Source organism: Staphylococcus croceilyticus, from assembly GCF_002902575.1.
In the GTDB taxonomy this organism is placed as follows: domain Bacteria; phylum Bacillota; class Bacilli; order Staphylococcales; family Staphylococcaceae; genus Staphylococcus; species Staphylococcus croceilyticus.
In genome coordinates this window covers 36152-51929 of the sequence record NZ_PPRD01000006.1, presented here as the reverse complement: position 1 = coordinate 51929, position 15778 = coordinate 36152, and the positions used below count along the sequence as shown (strand labels likewise).

Genomic DNA, 15778 nt, shown 5'->3' with positions numbered 1-15778 from the left:
GAAAAAGAGGTTTGAGTAGCTTAATGTAGGTGGAAATCTCTCCCCTGTATTGTCAAACTATGACTCAACCTCTTCTTATTAATTATTAAATCATTTAATTTTCACTTATATGTCGTTCTTAGTTTTGATTTTACTTAATGTTGCACGTCATCTTGTTGATCTTCAGTTAACTCTTCATTATGAATATCTTTAGGCGTACATACTTCAATATGACGTTTTAAATTTAAGAAATTAGCTGGTAATTTACCACCATACTCTCCATCTACATTTAATTGCATTTCTGTAAATGAAGATATATTGATAGATTTCGCTTTTTCATAAATTACTTTCGGATGCTTCGTATGTTCCCCTCTTGATGCTAAGGTCATGATATGTCCTAGTTCTGCTAGATTAGCCTTTTCCACAATAATTAAAGTAAAATGTCCATCGTCTAGCTTAGCGTCAGGTACTAACTTTTCAAAGCCAGCCATAGAATTAGTTAATCCCAATAAGAATAGTAATGCTTCACCTTGGAAAACATTATCATCATATTCAATTCTTAAATCGACCGCTTTCATTTGTGGTAGCATTTCGAACCCTTTTATGTAATAAGCAAATGGTCCCACAATTGATTTTAAGCGACTAGGTGTTTCATAAGAGACTTGCGTTAGTTGTCCTCCAGCCGCCAAGTTTATAAAATAGCGGTTGTTCATCTTACCTATATCAACTTTAGTTGTATGATTGTCAATAATAACATCGACAGCTCCCATAATATCATTAGGCAGATGTAAAGCACGGCCAAAATCATTCACTGTACCCATTGGTATAATGCCAAGTTTTGGACGATTTGGTTGTTCTGCAATCCCATTTACGACTTCATTTAAAGTACCATCGCCACCTGCAGCAATAAGAATATCATAATTTTGTTTTAATGCACGTTCCGCTTCAAGCGTAGCGTCGCCTTCCCTTTCAGTTGCGTATGCACTTGTCTCATAGCCTGCACGTTCTAATTTTATTAATACATCTGGTAAAGTTCGCTTAAACATTTCCTTTCCAGAAGTTGGATTATAGATGATTCTTGCACGTTTTCTCATAAATTATCCCTCAACTTTTTTTACATACACTTATATTAAATGATTTAGGAGAGAGATAAAAGTATTTCATTCAATTATCTCAATTTAGATTATTTAAAAATTATAAAATTTATAAAAAACAAAAAATCCATCTCATGTTTCGAGAGTAGAACATAAAGATTGTCCTTCTTTACTCATGAGATGGATTTATAGAATTAATTTTATCGTTTATCTAATTCTTGTTTTAAAATTTGGTTTACTTTTTGAGGGTTAGCTTGACCTTTAGACGCTTTCATGATTTGACCGACTAAGAAGCCCATTGCTTTGCCTTTACCATTTTTATAATCTTCCACAGATTGTGGGTTATTATCTAACGCTTCTGTTACAAATTTAGTTAAAGTAGCTTCATCTGAAATTTGTACTAAACCTTTATCTTCCATGATTTGTTTAGCATCTCCACCATTTTCAGCTAATTCTGGGAAGACTTTCTTAGCAATTTTACTACTCATTGTGCCATCTTCAATAAGTTTAATCATTCCTGCTAAGTTTTCAGGTGTTAATTTAGTATCTTCTAAATCAACTTGATTTTTATTAAGATACTCATTCACACCACCCATTAACCAGTTAGAAGTTAATTTAACGTCAGCACCGTGCTCAATTGCACCTTCAAAGAAGTCTGACATTTCTTTAGTAAGTGTTAATACGTGTGCATCGTATTCAGGTAAACCTAATTCGTTTACATACTTCGCTTTACGTTCGTCTGGTAATTCCGGAATAGTTTGACGTACACGTTCTTTCCAATCATCATCTACGTATAGAGGTACGATATCTGGTTCTGGGAAGTAACGATAGTCATCTGATCCTTCTTTAACACGCATAAGAATTGTCTTACCAGTAGATTCATCGAAACGACGTGTTTCTTGTCCGATTGTTCCACCATTTAATAATTCTTCTTCTTGGCGTTTTTCTTCATATTCTAAACCTTTTCTTACATAGTTAAATGAGTTAAGGTTTTTCAATTCAGTTTTAGTACCGAATTCTTTCTGACCATATGGACGTAATGAAATGTTAGCATCACAACGTAATGAACCTTCTTCCATCTTACAGTCAGAAACGCCAGTGTATTGAATGATTGAACGTAATTTTTCTAAGTAAGCATAGGCTTCTTTAGGTGAACGAATATCTGGTTCAGATACGATTTCGATTAATGGTGTACCTTGACGGTTTAAGTCAACTAAAGAGTAACCATCTTTATGTGTTGATTTACCGGCATCTTCTTCCATATGAAGACGAGTAATACCAATACGTTTAGTTTCACCATCTACTTCAATATCAATATATCCATTTTCACCAATTGGTTGGTCAAATTGAGAAATTTGATAAGCCTTTGGATTATCTGGATAGAAATAGTTTTTACGGTCAAATTTAGAATGTGTAGCAATATCCATGTTAAGTGCCATTGATGCGCGCATAGCCCAGTCTACAGCTCTTCTATTAACAACTGGTAAAACACCTGGATATGCTAAATCAATAACGTTAGTGTTTGAGTTAGGTTCAGCTCCAAAGTGTGCTGGTGATGGAGAGAACATTTTTGAGTCTGTTTTTAACTCTACGTGAACTTCAAGTCCGATAACTGTTTCAAAATGCATTATTTCCACTCCTTATAATTTTTCGTATGCGTCATGTAAGTTGAATTGTGTTTCATATTGGTATGCCACACGATATAACGTCTTTTCATCAAATGGTTTACCGATGAATTGTAAGCCAATTGGGCGTCCGTTTGATTGTCCACAAGGAACAGAAATACCTGGTAAACCAGCTAAGTTAACAGGTGTAGTTAATAAGTCATTAGCGTACATAGTTAAAGGATCATCAATTTCATCGCCTAAGTTGAACGCAGTTGTTGGTGCAGTAGGACCTACTACAACATCATAATCTTCAAATACTTTATCAAAGTCATTTTTAATTAATGTTCTTACTTTTTGAGATTTTTTGTAGTACGCATCATAATAACCAGAGCTTAATGCAAATGTACCTAAGAAGATACGACGTTTTACTTCGTCGCCAAATCCTTCTGATCTAGACATTTTGTATAGTTCTTCTAATGTTTGAGCCTCTTTAGAGTGGTAACCATATCTAATACCGTCAAAACGAGCTAAGTTAGCTGATGCTTCAGATGACGCAATAACATAATATGATGGAATACCATATTTAGTGTTTGGTAATGATACTTCATCTACTTCAGCGCCTAAAGATTTTAAAGTTTCTACAGCATTTTTAACAGCTTCTTTAACTTCTTCACTTACACCTTCGCCTAAATATTCTTTAGGTAATGCAATTTTTAGACCTTTAATGTCTTGACCAATTTCCGATGTGAAATCTACATCTTCTACTGGTGCACTTGTTGAATCGTGTTCATCAACACCTGCAATGGCTTCTAATACTAAAGCATTATCTTTAACATTACGTGTGATTGGGCCAATTTGGTCTAATGATGAAGCGAATGCTACAAGACCGAAACGTGAAACACGACCATATGTTGGTTTCATCCCTACTACACCACAGTAAGCTGCAGGTTGTCTAATTGAACCACCTGTATCTGAACCTAAACTAAATGGTACTAAACCAGCTGCAACTGCTGCTGCAGAACCACCTGATGAACCACCTGGTACTGCTAAATGATCAAATGGGTTTACTGTTTTTTTGAAGTAAGATGTTTCTGTTGAACCACCCATTGCGAATTCATCCATGTTTAATTTACCAATTAACACAGCATTTTCATTGTTTAATTTATTCATTACAGTAGATTCATAGATAGGCACGAAACCTTCTAACATTTTACTAGCACATGTTGTTTCAACATCTTTAGTAATAATGTTATCTTTGATACCCATTGGAATACCAAATAATTTACCTTCGATTTGGCCTTTAGCTTGCAACTCATCTAGCTCTTCAGCTTTTTTAATTGCATTTTCTTTATCTAAAGCTAAAAATGATTTAACAGTTGGATCAGTTTCTTCAATTGCATCATAAATATCTTTAACAATTTCAGAAGGTTTAATCTCGTTGTTTTTAATCATTTCTGATAATTTTTCAACTGATTCATAGCGAATACTCATCTTAAGCGTCCTCCTCATTCATGATAGCTGGTACTTTAAATTGACCATCTTCTGTTTCTTTAGCATTCTTTAATGCAAGTTCTTGAGGAATGCCCTCGATTGCTTTGTCATCACGTAACACATTTTGTAAGTCTAATACATGGTAAGTTGGCTCAACGCCTTCTGTATCAGCTGTATCATTTTGTTTCGCAAAATCTAAGATGCTTTCAAGTGTATTAGCCATAACTTCTGTTTCTTCTTCAGAAATTTGAAGTCTTGCTAAATGTGCTATATGTTCAACTTCTTCGCGTGTAACTTTAGTCATTAATTAAAAAGCCTCCTTATTACTCATTCATCATAAAATTGTATCAAATTTCCAATGAAAAATCTAAATATTTCTCATAATTCTTATTGGTATAGTGCTTAATATCGCTTTTTTAAACATTAGTTAAGGTGTATCATCGATTCTTTATGTAACTTATTTAAATTTAATTAAAATACAAATACTTTCCTAAAGAACAAACTACATAAAGTATGCAAATTAAGTATAAAAATTCAGATATTTGTATTATTTTAAGAAAACGCTTACTAACTATTAATAAAAGTTAATTATCATCTATTTATTGAAATAATACTTCTCGAATCTATTCACTATAATGTATAATATTACATGTAACTAATTTAATTTAAAGGTGCAGTTATTTACAATCTGTTAAAACAAATTATTTTAGAAGTATTCACCTAAAAAGAAAAAGAGGGGGTATAAAGATGTTTACTTTGGGAGCAAGTTTAAGCAGTCATGTTAACACGGATTGGCAAACTTATATTATGATTGCGATTTATTTTATTATTTTATTAGTGATTGGCTATTATGGCTACAAACAAGCTACAGGTAATTTAAGTGAGTATATGTTAGGTGGAAGAAACATAGGCCCCTATATTACTGCATTATCTGCAGGTGCTTCTGATATGAGTGGTTGGATGATTATGGGACTACCTGGCTCTGTATACAGCACTGGCCTATCAGCTATATGGATTACTATTGGTCTCACACTTGGTGCGTATATTAACTATTTAGTAGTCGCACCACGTTTAAGAGTGTATACAGAAATCGCTGGAGATGCTATTACGCTTCCAGACTTTTTTAAAAATCGTTTAAATGATAAACAAAACATCATTAAAATTATTTCTGGTCTCATCATTGTCGTATTCTTTACTTTATATACGCATTCCGGTTTTGTTTCTGGGGGTAAATTGTTCGAAAGTGCATTTGGATTAAATTATCATTTTGGTTTAATCTTAGTGGCAGTAATCGTCATACTTTATACTTTCTTTGGAGGATATTTAGCTGTATCTATCACTGACTTCTTCCAAGGGGTAATCATGTTAATAGCAATGGTGATGGTGCCTATAGTAGCTATGATGCAACTAAATGGTTGGGATACGTTTCATCGTGTTGCTGAAATGAAACCAACAAATATGGACTTATTTAGAGGGACTACATTCCTAGGCATTATTTCTCTTTTTGCATGGGGACTTGGTTATTTTGGACAACCTCATATTATCGTTCGATTTATGTCTATCAAATCACATAAATTATTACCAAAAGCACGTCGTCTAGGTATTAGTTGGATGGCTGTAGGCCTTTTAGGTGCAGTAGGTGTTGGTTTAACAGGTATTGCTTTCATTTCTGATAACCATATTAAAATGGAAGATCCAGAAACATTATTTATCGTTATGAGTCAAATTCTATTCCATCCATTAGTTGGTGGTTTCTTATTAGCAGCTATCCTTGCTGCAATCATGAGCACAATTTCATCTCAACTATTAGTTACTTCAAGCTCATTAACTGAAGACTTTTATAAACTATTTCGTGGTGAAGAACGTGCCAAAACGCATCAGAAAGAATTCGTGTTGGTTGGTCGTTTATCTGTATTAGCAGTAGCGATTGTAGCAATTGCAATTGCTTGGTCTCCGAATGATACGATATTGAACTTAGTTGGTAATGCTTGGGCAGGATTCGGTGCTTCATTCAGTCCACTTGTTCTTTTCTCTTTATACTGGAAGAAGTTAACACGTGCCGGCGCAGTGAGTGGTATGGTCGCTGGAGCACTCGTCGTTATTGTTTGGATTGTATGGATTAAGCCTTTATCTAATATCAATGAGTTATTCGGTATGTATGAAATCATTCCTGGTTTCTTAGCTAGTGTCATAGTAACTTATGTCGTTAGCTTATTAACACAATCACCTGGTGAATTTGTAAAACAAGACTTAGATAAAGTTAAATCTATCGTACGAGAAAAGTAAATATTTGTATATAGAAGCATACTAAGATTAGCTATGAAGAGATCTATGACGATAGATTTCTTCACAGCTATTTTTTATAGTTGTAGAGAGAAGTAGACTGTGCGGTCTCTTGGATTTTAAATCCGTTTTTAAAAACCAGTCAGCTACTGCCTATATGTAAAATGAAGCTGAGACATTTTATTTTTGTCCCAGCTTCATTTCTATTAATTATCATAAATATGAACTTGTGGTTCTTTATCATCTTTAGTTTTTGTAATTAAAGCGCGCGCATTATTACCGTCTTTAATACGAATTTCATAGCTATCAATATTGTCGAAATATTTTTCAGCTTGTGTTGTCACATATTGTGTAATACCAATTGTTTCAGCTTGACCATAATAATCAATTGGCAAATCAATCGTTAATTGTTGAGGCTTTTTATCAACGAATTTGATTTTCCCTACTGCTTGAGTAAAGTTAGTGAAATATGATTGCAAATTATTATTAAATTGTTTGAAGTTATTATTTAAGTTTTCATCATATTTTTCAGCAGTAGCAGAAGGTAATAATGTTGATACTTCATTGATTTTATTCCACTTACTGATTTTAGTTTGATCATCATCTACTACTGTATTTGCGATAAATTCTCCAGGTGTAATTGAATCTTGACCTGATTGTTTATAAATAGCAAATTGAATTGGAATATTTTTTAAATCATCATTAGCGCGTAATCGCGTTAACATTTCAGATGCCATGGCTTTACCTTGTTTTTCAATTTCTTTGTCATCAAGGTTTTTACTATACGTTGGGCCATCTTTTTCTTTTTGATAATAATACACACTATTCATGGCTAATCCAATTGTCATACCTTTAATATTAGAACCTTTAGTATCATTACTATCGTAGAAATCTTGTTCTAAGATATTTGATAAATAGGCAGGAGAATTGTCAGCAATTTTTTCTGGTTTCGTTTCTCCATCATGAGAAGGATTTAAACCTAAATTCTGATTTGCTTTTTTAGATTTTTTCTCACTTTCACTCATTTTATCGATTTCTTTTTTAGAATATTTAGGACTTAAATAAGCATTAATCGTATCTTTATTTAAATACTGACCATCTTGATATAAGTACTTATCTGTTGGAAAAGCTTCCTTACTTAAATTGAGTAAGCCACGTTCAAAGTCTCCCCCATTATAGCTGTTTGCCATATTATCTTGTAAGACACCACGTGCTTGACTTTCTTTAAATGGTAGGATTGTTCTGTAATTATCGCCTTGTACACTTTTATCGGTAGCGATTGTTTTAACATTATTTGAATTTGATTGTGTATCTTGTTGCTTATTAACTGATTGATCATTTTTATTGCTATTACCGTTGCCACATGCCGCTAATAGCACGAGCGACATTATAACTAATAGTAGTGTCCGCTTCATTGCCGTACTCCTCTAATCTGATATTTCATTTTGTTTCGCTACAAATTGGTCTTCTGTCCAAACTGTTGTGCCAAATTTTTCTGCTTTGGCTAATTTTGAACCTGCATCCTCGCCAGCAATGACTATGTCAGTGCTTTTAGTCACACTACTTGTCACTTTTGCCCCTTGCATTTCCAACCAAGCCGTCGCTTCTTTACGTGTCATTTGTTGTAATTTTCCTGTTAATACTATTGTTTTATCTTTAAAATCTGGATGCCCTTCTATTTCACTAGATTTGACACCTTTATACTTCATATTAACATTCTTATGCTTAAGTTTTTCAATTAGTTCTTTAATATCTTCATTTTCAAGATAAGTAACAACAGATTGCGCTAATTTATCACCAATGTCATGGATACTTACCAATTCTTCTTCTGTAACTTCAAGCAAACGGTCCATCGTTTCATATTTCTCGGCAAGGACTTGGCTTGCTTTAGCGCCTAAATGACGAATACCTAAGCCAAATAATAAGTGTTCCAATGAATTCGATTTAGACATTTCAATTGCCTTTAACAGATTATCTACTTTCTTGGCACCCATGCGTTCTAAAGGTAATAAATCATCTTTAGTAAGATAGAAGATATCAGCAACATCTTTAATTAGATGATTGTGATAAAGTTGTTGGATAATCTTTGTACCTAAGCCATCAATATTCATCGCTTGGCGTGAAACGAAGTGAATAAGCCCTTCAACTAATTGTGCTTGGCATTGAGGATTAATACAACGTAGTGCAACTTCTCCTTCAATACGTACAAGCTCGTGTCCACAACTTGGGCAATGCGTCGGCATATGATATGGCACGGCATCTTCAGGTCGACGGTCGATAACACTACGCACGACTTCTGGAATGATGTCGCCAGCTTTTTTCACAACTACACTATCTCCAATACGAATATCACGTTCTTTAATTAAATCTTCATTATGAAGTGATGCTCTTGAAACAGTAGTTCCTGCCACTCGAACTGGGTCTAAAATAGCTGTAGGTGTCACTACCCCGGTACGTCCAATACTTAATTCGATGTCTTGCAATTTAGTAATCACTTCTTCTGCTGGGAACTTATAAGCTATCGCCCATCTAGGTGATTTCTGTGTATAACCCATTTCGTCTTGTTGTTCTAAGTCATTAACTTTAATTACAATACCATCAATGTCATAAGGTAAATTCTCACGTTGTTCTGTCCATTTTTTAATATATTCTAATACGCCTTCTATATCAGCAACGCGTTCACGTTCATGATTAGTTTTAAATCCTAAGCGATCTAATTCATCTAGCGCACCACTTTGTGTTGTAGCTTTAAAATCAGTAAAGTCATTGACGCTATATAAGAATACGCTTAATTTACGTTTTGCTGCTAACTTAGGATCTAATTGTCTTAATGAACCTGCAGCTGCATTTCGAGGGTTGGCAAATGGTTGTTCTTCATTCTTCTCTTTTTCTTCGTTCAAAGCCATAAAAGAACTTCGTGGCATATAAGCTTCACCACGTACTTCGAAATTTAAAGGTTCTTTAATTTTTAGAGGTATCGCATGAATGGTACGTAGGTTTTCTGTAATATCTTCACCTGTTGTTCCATTACCACGTGTTAATCCTTGCACAAAGCGTCCGTCTACGTATTTCAATGAAACAGCTAAACCATCAATTTTTAATTCACACATATATTCGACTTGGCCGATTTGTTCACGGATACGTGCATCGAAACGTCGTAATTCATCCTCATTGAAGGCGTTCCCTAAACTAAGCATTGGGGTATCATGATCAACCTTTTCAAAAGAAGATTGAGCTTCTCCTCCTACCCGTACAGTTGGGGAATCAGCAGTTTTATATTCAGGATGTGCTTCTTCGATATCTATTAATTCGCGCAATAATTTATCATATTCGCTATCAGGAACTGAAGGATTATCTTGCACGTAATATTCATAACTATATTGATTTAATAAATCATGTAGTTCATTAACACGTTGTTGGATGTTTTCCATTCATTAATCCTCCTTTTTAGTGATTGGGGCAAATTGGGCTAAGAGTCGTTTAGGACCTTCAGATTTGAAGATAATATCTAATTCGACTGAGCCATTTTTCTCACTTACATTACTTACCATACCCTCTCCCCAAGATTTATGTGTCACTTTATCACCAACGTTCCAATCTGAAGCGGATACTTGTTTTTTAGATGACGTCGTACGTTTACTAAATCCACGTTTAGCTGGTGTCTTAGATTTAGGAGTAATAACTTGTCGCTGTTGTTTCGCAGGCTTTTCTAATAAATCTTCAGGTATTTCACGTAAGAAACGTGATGGCATATTTGATTGAGAACGTCCGAATAACATACGTGATGTTGCGTGCGTGATGTATAATACTTCTTCCGCACGCGTAATTGCTACGTAACAAATACGGCGTTCTTCTTCCATTTCATGTTCATCATCGCTTTTAATTGCACGAATATGTGGGAATAATGATTCCTCCATACCCATTAGGAAGACGATTGGGAACTCTAGACCTTTCGCAGAATGCATTGTCATTAGTGTTACACCATTTTCAATTTGCGCTTCATCAATATCTGCCACTAATGATAAATCAGTTAAAAAGTTAATCAATGATTGTTCTTCAAGTGGTGTATTTTCTTCATAGTCTTTAGGTACTGACATGAACTCATCGATATTTTCTAAGCGTGAACGTGATTCAATTGATTGCTCACGTTCTAACATTTGACGATAGCCTGATTTATCAAGGATTTCATCTACAATTTCACTAATTTCAAGGAACTCTTGTTCTTTGATTAAGTTTTGAATAAGTTCATAGAATTGAATACATTCTTGTGTAACCTTTTTAGAGAGGCCTATAAAATCAACTTCACCTAATGCATCAAACATACTGATATTATTATCCATTGCGTAGCGTTGAATTTTTTCAACTGAAGATGGACCAATACCCCGTTTAGGGACATTGATAATACGCTGTAAACTGATGTCATCATTGCTGTTAGCTACAATTCGTAGATAGCTTAATAAGTCTTTAATCTCTTTGCGGTCATAGAACTTTTGGCCCCCTACCATTGTGTAAGGAATATTAGATTTCATAAATGTTTCCTCTAGTACACGAGATTGGGCATTTGTTCTATACAGAATAGCCATATCGCTATAATCTTTGCCTAACTTACGATGCTTAATGATTTCACGCACAACATATTCCGCTTCATCACGTTCTGTCATCGCTTCATAATATTTAATTTTTTCGCCACCAGTATTAGCTGTCCATAATCCTTTAGGTTTACGTTCTGTGTTATTTTTTATCACTTCATTGGCTGCTGTTAATATCGTCTTAGTTGATCGGTAGTTTTGTTCTAGGAAAATGGTCTTAGCTTCAGGATAGTCCTCTTCGAAAGATAGAATATTTTGTATATCGGCACCACGCCAACCATAAATAGATTGATCTGAGTCACCTACTACACATAAATTTTTAAATTTACTAGCCAATAATTTAACAAGTGTATATTGTGCTTTGTTAGTATCTTGATATTCGTCGACATGAATATATTGGAATTTATTTTGATAATATTCTAATGCATCTGGAACACGTTCAAACAAACGAATGGTCTTCATAATTAAATCATCAAAATCTAATGCTTCATTTCGTGATAGTTGACGTTGATAGCCACTATAAACTGTCGCTACCATTTGTGAATGGAAATCATTTGCTTCATTCATCGCATCTTCCGGTGTCTTTAACTCATTTTTTAAATTACTAATTGCACCGATAAACATTCGAGGTTCAAAACGCTTGCTATCAATATTTTCATTTTTCAGTACATCTTTGATGACTGATTTTTGATCGGTAGGATCAATAATTGTGAAGTTACGTTCTATACCGATGCGGTCAGCATCACGTCTTAATATCTTCACGCACATTGAGTGGAAAGTAGACATCCATATCACTTGTGCCTCTTCCCCTACTAAATGTTCCACACGCTCTTTCATTTCTTTTGCTGCTTTATTTGTAAAAGTGATTGCTAATATGTTGTAAGGAGAAACATCTTTTTCATCTAATAAATAAGCGATTCGATGCGTTAACACTCTTGTTTTACCAGAACCAGCGCCGGCCATAATAAGCAATGGTCCTTCAGTCGTTCTTACAGCTTCACTTTGCTCTTTATTCATATTTGCTACTAATGAATTCATTTATTAGACTCCTTTTTTATTTTTACAGTTTTTAATGCTTTTTTAATATCCGAATAAACAATATTACCTACTACAATAGTATCAGCAATATCTTTCATTTCCTTGGCTTCTTCTAATGAACTAATTCCGCCACCATAAAATAACTGAGTTGTTGATAGCATTTGAGACGCTGCTTTCACTTGTTCAACATCTCCATATGTACCACTATATTCAATATACATAACTGGTAATTTGTACATATCATTAACCATTTGTGCATATGCTTCAATATCCTCTGTAGTTAACTCTGTCTCTGCCTGTGTCACTTGTGCAACTTTGCTTTCTGCATTAAGCACTAAATAACCTTCAAATATGACTTCCTCGAAATTAATCATATGACCATATTCTTTTAACGCTTTATGTAAAATACCATTATGGTACTTAGTATCATTACTGTTCAACACGGTTGGTACAAAGTAAAAATCAAAACCGGGCATGATACTTTCTAAATTTGAAATTTCAAGCACTAATGGTAATGGATATCGTCTCACTCTACTCATTAAATGAATGACATTATCCTCAGTGATATCATCTGTACCACCAATCATTATTGCATCAGTTTCAGACATACATAATGCTTCTAAATCCTTGTCACTAATATCCTTTGCGGGATCCAGTTTAAACACATGTTGCCACTCTTTAATGTCATACATATATCCATAACTCCTTTTTTTAACATACACTAAATTATAGCATTTTTAATCTATGAGTTCTAAATAGATTCCTCGGCTTTTTATAGGAAAAATAAAATTTAAATTATTGAACAAGAAGACATTAATTAAGGCTGAGACTTTGCGTCTCAGCCTGTTATATATACTGTTTATTCTTTTGTTTCAATATTTAAACGATCTAAAATCATTGTATATGCATCATTACCCCATTGTAATGAACGTTTCACTCTAGAAATAGTAGCTGTTGAAGCGCCAGACTCTTTTTCAATTATGGCATAAGTAAAACCTTGTTTAATCATTTTAGCGACTTGAAGTCTTTGAGATAATGATTGGATTTCGTTTACTGTGCATAAATCATCGAAGAACTCATAACATTCTTCTCTATTTTCTAGTGTTAATATCGCATCAAATAATTCATCTAATGCTTGTCCGCGTAGTTTCTCGATTTGCATCTCAAACAACCCCTATATTCCAATTTCAATATAAATTTATTTTAACGCATTAAATAATTAAAGTGTAGTCATTTTATTGAAAAAGAGTATAGGTTTATTCTAATCCAGCACGTTTGAAAATCGTATCAACTTGATTTAAATGATGTTCAGGATTGAAGCATTCATCTAATTCTTCTTTAGAAAGCACCTCAGTGATTGAACTATCTTGTTCAATTAATTCACGGAAAGGTGTTTTAGTTTCCCAAGATTCCATCGCTTTAGGTTGAACTTTATCATATGCTTCTTCACGAACCATACCTTTGTTAATTAAAGCTAATAATACTCTTTGTGAGAAGATTAAACCAAATGTTTTATCAATGTTATTTCTCATATTATCTTCAAATACTGTTAAGCGATCAACGATGTTTGTAAAACGGTTTAAAGCGTAATCTAATGCAATGGTTACATCAGGTAACATAATACGTTCTGCAGATGAATGTGAAATATCACGTTCATGCCATAAAGGCACGTTTTCATATGCTGTTGTAATATAACCACGAATCACTCGTGAAATACCTGTGATATTTTCTGAACCAATTGGATTACGTTTGTGAGGCATTGCTGATGAACCTTTTTGTCCTTTAGCAAATGCTTCTTCTACTTCACGTGTTTCAGTTTTTTGTAAATTACGGATTTCTACCGCAAATTTTTCTAGAGAAGTAGCAACTAATGCTAATGTTGCAATATAGTAAGCATGACGATCACGTTGTAACGTTTGAGTTGAAACAGGTGCAGTGTCAATTCCTAAATGTTTACATACATAACTTTCAATTTCAGGTGGGATATTGGCAAACGTTCCAACTGCACCACTCATTTTACCTACTTCAATTTCTTTACGTACTTCTTTAAAACGTTTTAAATTACGTTTCATTTCTGCATACCATAATGCCATTTTCACACCGAATGTCGTAGGTTCAGCGTGCACCCCATGTGTACGTCCCATCATTAAAGTAGTTTTATATTTTTTAGCTTTTTGTTCTAATACGTCGATAAAACGTTCAATATCTTTTTCTAAAATTTCATTGGCTTGTTTAATCACATAACTTAAAGCTGTATCAACGACATCAGTTGAAGTTAATCCATAATGAACCCATTTACGTTCTTCGCCTAATGTTTCAGATACTTGTCGAGTGAAGGCTACCACATCGTGACGTGTTTGCTCTTCGATTTCTTTCGCACGTTTAACATCGACTTTAGCGTTTTCTCTAATTTTTTTAACATCTTCTTTTGGGATGTGGCCTAATTCACTCCATGCTTCACATGCTAAAATTTCAACCTCTAACCACGCTTCATATCTATTTTGGTCTGTCCAAATACTAGCCATTTCTTCTCTTGAATAACGTTCAATCATTTTTAAACTCCTATTCTATGTATTAGATTCATCACAAAAACTGTACATTAATTATAAAAACACGTTAATAGTTCGTGTTTAAGTACTTATTTTTAGTTTAACAGATTTTATTTAAAAAGTGTAAACCTTTTTTCTATAGATTAAGTATAATAGATTATTTGGAAAATAGACACCAATGTCCATAATAAAAAAAGAAATCTAAGTGCCATCGATATTTAGAAATTGCACTTAGATTTCTCATTTAAATCTTCCTATTCAATTATTCATCTTCAATTTTCTTACCAACAAATTGGATATCTTGACGTAAAACTTCTACATTACCATTTTTATCTTCAGTATAAACTGGTTTTTCAATACGACGGACTGGCATATAACCTTCTTCACGCATACGCGCTAAACAATCAGCAATCGTTTCGTTCTCATTTACTCTGAACTTCACTGTGTTCCACAACGCTTTCTATTTCTTCTACTTCGTATGCTTTAACTTTACGTGTACGTACGCCTTTCGTCCAGAATCCACCATGAATAGCTCTTGGTTCATAAGCAATGATGAATGCTTTTTCATCTAAATTACGAACTGTTTCCATTAATTTACGTTCATAACGACGTGGCGTTAAAATTTGCATAACCATTCGGCTACCATCTCTACCATGCGCTTCATAGTGCGTAACACCATAACCTAAATTTCTTAATTCGTTAGGCAAATCTAATTCGTATTCTGCTGAAGTAACGTTGACGACCGTATATCCTAAGGCAAGTTTCTCTTCAATCTTCATACCTACCATGATACCTATTGAGAAACCAAAGGCATATGCAAAGATATTCTGAATTTGATCAAGACTAGACATTACTAGTCCAAGACCAACCACATAAATTAATACTTCAAGGAAACTCACTGCTGCTGCTATATAACGATACCCTTTTAATGTTAAGATTGTACGCATTGTTAAAAATGTTACGTAAAACACATTAATGATGAATATCGCTATAACCATTGACCATGGATTTGATGTGATCACTGACATGTTAATCCCCATTTCTTCCTTGTATAACTGAAATCGAAATTATTTTATCAGTGAATATTTAATTTGTCACTAAAAAATCTTTATAGAATAGTGATTAAACATGTAATTTACAGAATAAAA

The 15778-nt window shown here is 33.9% G+C and carries 13 protein-coding genes; 1 reads left to right on the top strand and 12 read right to left on the bottom strand.

The features are described from left to right. Nucleotides 1-134: 134 nt before the first annotated feature. The 4 genes from CD128_RS01130 to gatC all read right to left on the bottom strand — a co-directional run bounded on the left by CD128_RS01130 (nucleotide 135) and on the right by gatC (nucleotide 4475). Nucleotides 135-1073 (bottom strand): diacylglycerol kinase, encoded by a 939-nt coding sequence (locus CD128_RS01130; protein WP_103328261.1) that lies wholly within the window; start codon nucleotides 1071-1073, stop codon nucleotides 135-137. Nucleotides 1074-1273: 200 nt separating this feature from the next. After that, nucleotides 1274-2701 carry an Asp-tRNA(Asn)/Glu-tRNA(Gln) amidotransferase subunit GatB gene (gene gatB / locus CD128_RS01125; RefSeq protein ID WP_103328260.1) on the bottom strand — a complete coding sequence of 476 codons (1428 nt, stop codon included), beginning with the start codon at nucleotides 2699-2701 and terminating at the stop codon, nucleotides 1274-1276. 12 nt (nucleotides 2702-2713) lie between these two features. Continuing rightward, nucleotides 2714-4171, bottom strand: coding sequence for an Asp-tRNA(Asn)/Glu-tRNA(Gln) amidotransferase subunit GatA (gene gatA, locus CD128_RS01120; protein ID WP_103328259.1), 1458 nt, complete (start codon nucleotides 4169-4171; stop codon nucleotides 2714-2716). 1 nt (nucleotide 4172) lies between these two features. After that, nucleotides 4173-4475, bottom strand: coding sequence for an Asp-tRNA(Asn)/Glu-tRNA(Gln) amidotransferase subunit GatC (gatC, locus tag CD128_RS01115; RefSeq protein WP_103328258.1), 303 nt, complete (start codon nucleotides 4473-4475; stop codon nucleotides 4173-4175). A gap of 443 nt (nucleotides 4476-4918) precedes the next feature. Between gatC and putP the strand changes: the two genes are divergently transcribed. After that, nucleotides 4919-6457, top strand: coding sequence for a sodium/proline symporter PutP (putP, locus tag CD128_RS01110; protein ID WP_103328257.1), 1539 nt, complete (start codon nucleotides 4919-4921; stop codon nucleotides 6455-6457). Nucleotides 6458-6660: 203 nt separating this feature from the next. On the opposite strand, the gene CD128_RS01105 is transcribed toward putP, so the two are convergent. The 8 genes from CD128_RS01105 to CD128_RS01070 form a co-directional block, all read right to left on the bottom strand. Further along, on the bottom strand, nucleotides 6661-7869 hold the full coding sequence (locus CD128_RS01105; RefSeq protein WP_103328256.1) for a CamS family sex pheromone protein: 1209 nt from the start codon (nucleotides 7867-7869) through the stop codon (nucleotides 6661-6663). Between the two features lie 12 nt (nucleotides 7870-7881). Further along, nucleotides 7882-9885 carry an NAD-dependent DNA ligase LigA gene (gene ligA / locus CD128_RS01100; protein WP_103328255.1) on the bottom strand — a complete coding sequence of 668 codons (2004 nt, stop codon included), beginning with the start codon at nucleotides 9883-9885 and terminating at the stop codon, nucleotides 7882-7884. Between the two features lie 3 nt (nucleotides 9886-9888). Continuing rightward, nucleotides 9889-12081 (bottom strand): DNA helicase PcrA, encoded by a 2193-nt coding sequence (gene pcrA, locus CD128_RS01095; protein ID WP_103328254.1) that lies wholly within the window; start codon nucleotides 12079-12081, stop codon nucleotides 9889-9891. Beyond that, nucleotides 12078-12773 (bottom strand): heptaprenylglyceryl phosphate synthase, encoded by a 696-nt coding sequence (gene pcrB / locus CD128_RS01090; protein ID WP_103328253.1) that lies wholly within the window; start codon nucleotides 12771-12773, stop codon nucleotides 12078-12080. The genes pcrA and pcrB overlap by 4 nt, the downstream gene beginning before the upstream one ends. Nucleotides 12774-12940: 167 nt before the next feature. Then, a complete protein-coding gene (locus CD128_RS01085; RefSeq protein ID WP_103328252.1) occupies nucleotides 12941-13243 on the bottom strand; it encodes a YerC/YecD family TrpR-related protein in 303 nt (100 codons plus the stop codon). A 94-nt stretch (nucleotides 13244-13337) separates the two neighbouring features. Continuing rightward, complete coding sequence (gene purB / locus CD128_RS01080; protein WP_103328251.1) at nucleotides 13338-14633, bottom strand: adenylosuccinate lyase; 1296 nt, start codon at nucleotides 14631-14633, stop codon at nucleotides 13338-13340. 259 nt (nucleotides 14634-14892) lie between these two features. Beyond that, nucleotides 14893-15072, bottom strand: coding sequence for an NETI motif-containing protein (locus tag CD128_RS01075; RefSeq protein WP_103328250.1), 180 nt, complete (start codon nucleotides 15070-15072; stop codon nucleotides 14893-14895). Next, nucleotides 15053-15658 carry a DUF2179 domain-containing protein gene (locus tag CD128_RS01070; protein ID WP_103328249.1) on the bottom strand — a complete coding sequence of 202 codons (606 nt, stop codon included), beginning with the start codon at nucleotides 15656-15658 and terminating at the stop codon, nucleotides 15053-15055. The genes CD128_RS01075 and CD128_RS01070 overlap by 20 nt, the downstream gene beginning before the upstream one ends. Nucleotides 15659-15778: the final 120 nt, after the last annotated feature.

Coding starts and splice junctions, on each gene's coding strand:
- CD128_RS01130 (WP_103328261.1), bottom strand. CDS start 1,073: ATGAGAAAACGTGCAAGAATCATCTATAATCCAACTTCTGGAAAGGAA.
- gatB (WP_103328260.1), bottom strand. CDS start 2,701: ATGCATTTTGAAACAGTTATCGGACTTGAAGTTCACGTAGAGTTAAAA.
- gatA (WP_103328259.1), bottom strand. CDS start 4,171: ATGAGTATTCGCTATGAATCAGTTGAAAAATTATCAGAAATGATTAAA.
- gatC (WP_103328258.1), bottom strand. CDS start 4,475: ATGACTAAAGTTACACGCGAAGAAGTTGAACATATAGCACATTTAGCA.
- putP (WP_103328257.1), top strand. CDS start 4,919: ATGTTTACTTTGGGAGCAAGTTTAAGCAGTCATGTTAACACGGATTGG.
- CD128_RS01105 (WP_103328256.1), bottom strand. CDS start 7,869: ATGAAGCGGACACTACTATTAGTTATAATGTCGCTCGTGCTATTAGCG.
- ligA (WP_103328255.1), bottom strand. CDS start 9,885: ATGGAAAACATCCAACAACGTGTTAATGAACTACATGATTTATTAAAT.
- pcrA (WP_103328254.1), bottom strand. CDS start 12,081: ATGAATTCATTAGTAGCAAATATGAATAAAGAGCAAAGTGAAGCTGTA.
- pcrB (WP_103328253.1), bottom strand. CDS start 12,773: ATGTATGACATTAAAGAGTGGCAACATGTGTTTAAACTGGATCCCGCA.
- CD128_RS01085 (WP_103328252.1), bottom strand. CDS start 13,243: ATGCAAATCGAGAAACTACGCGGACAAGCATTAGATGAATTATTTGAT.
- purB (WP_103328251.1), bottom strand. CDS start 14,633: ATGATTGAACGTTATTCAAGAGAAGAAATGGCTAGTATTTGGACAGAC.
- CD128_RS01070 (WP_103328249.1), bottom strand. CDS start 15,658: ATGTCAGTGATCACATCAAATCCATGGTCAATGGTTATAGCGATATTC.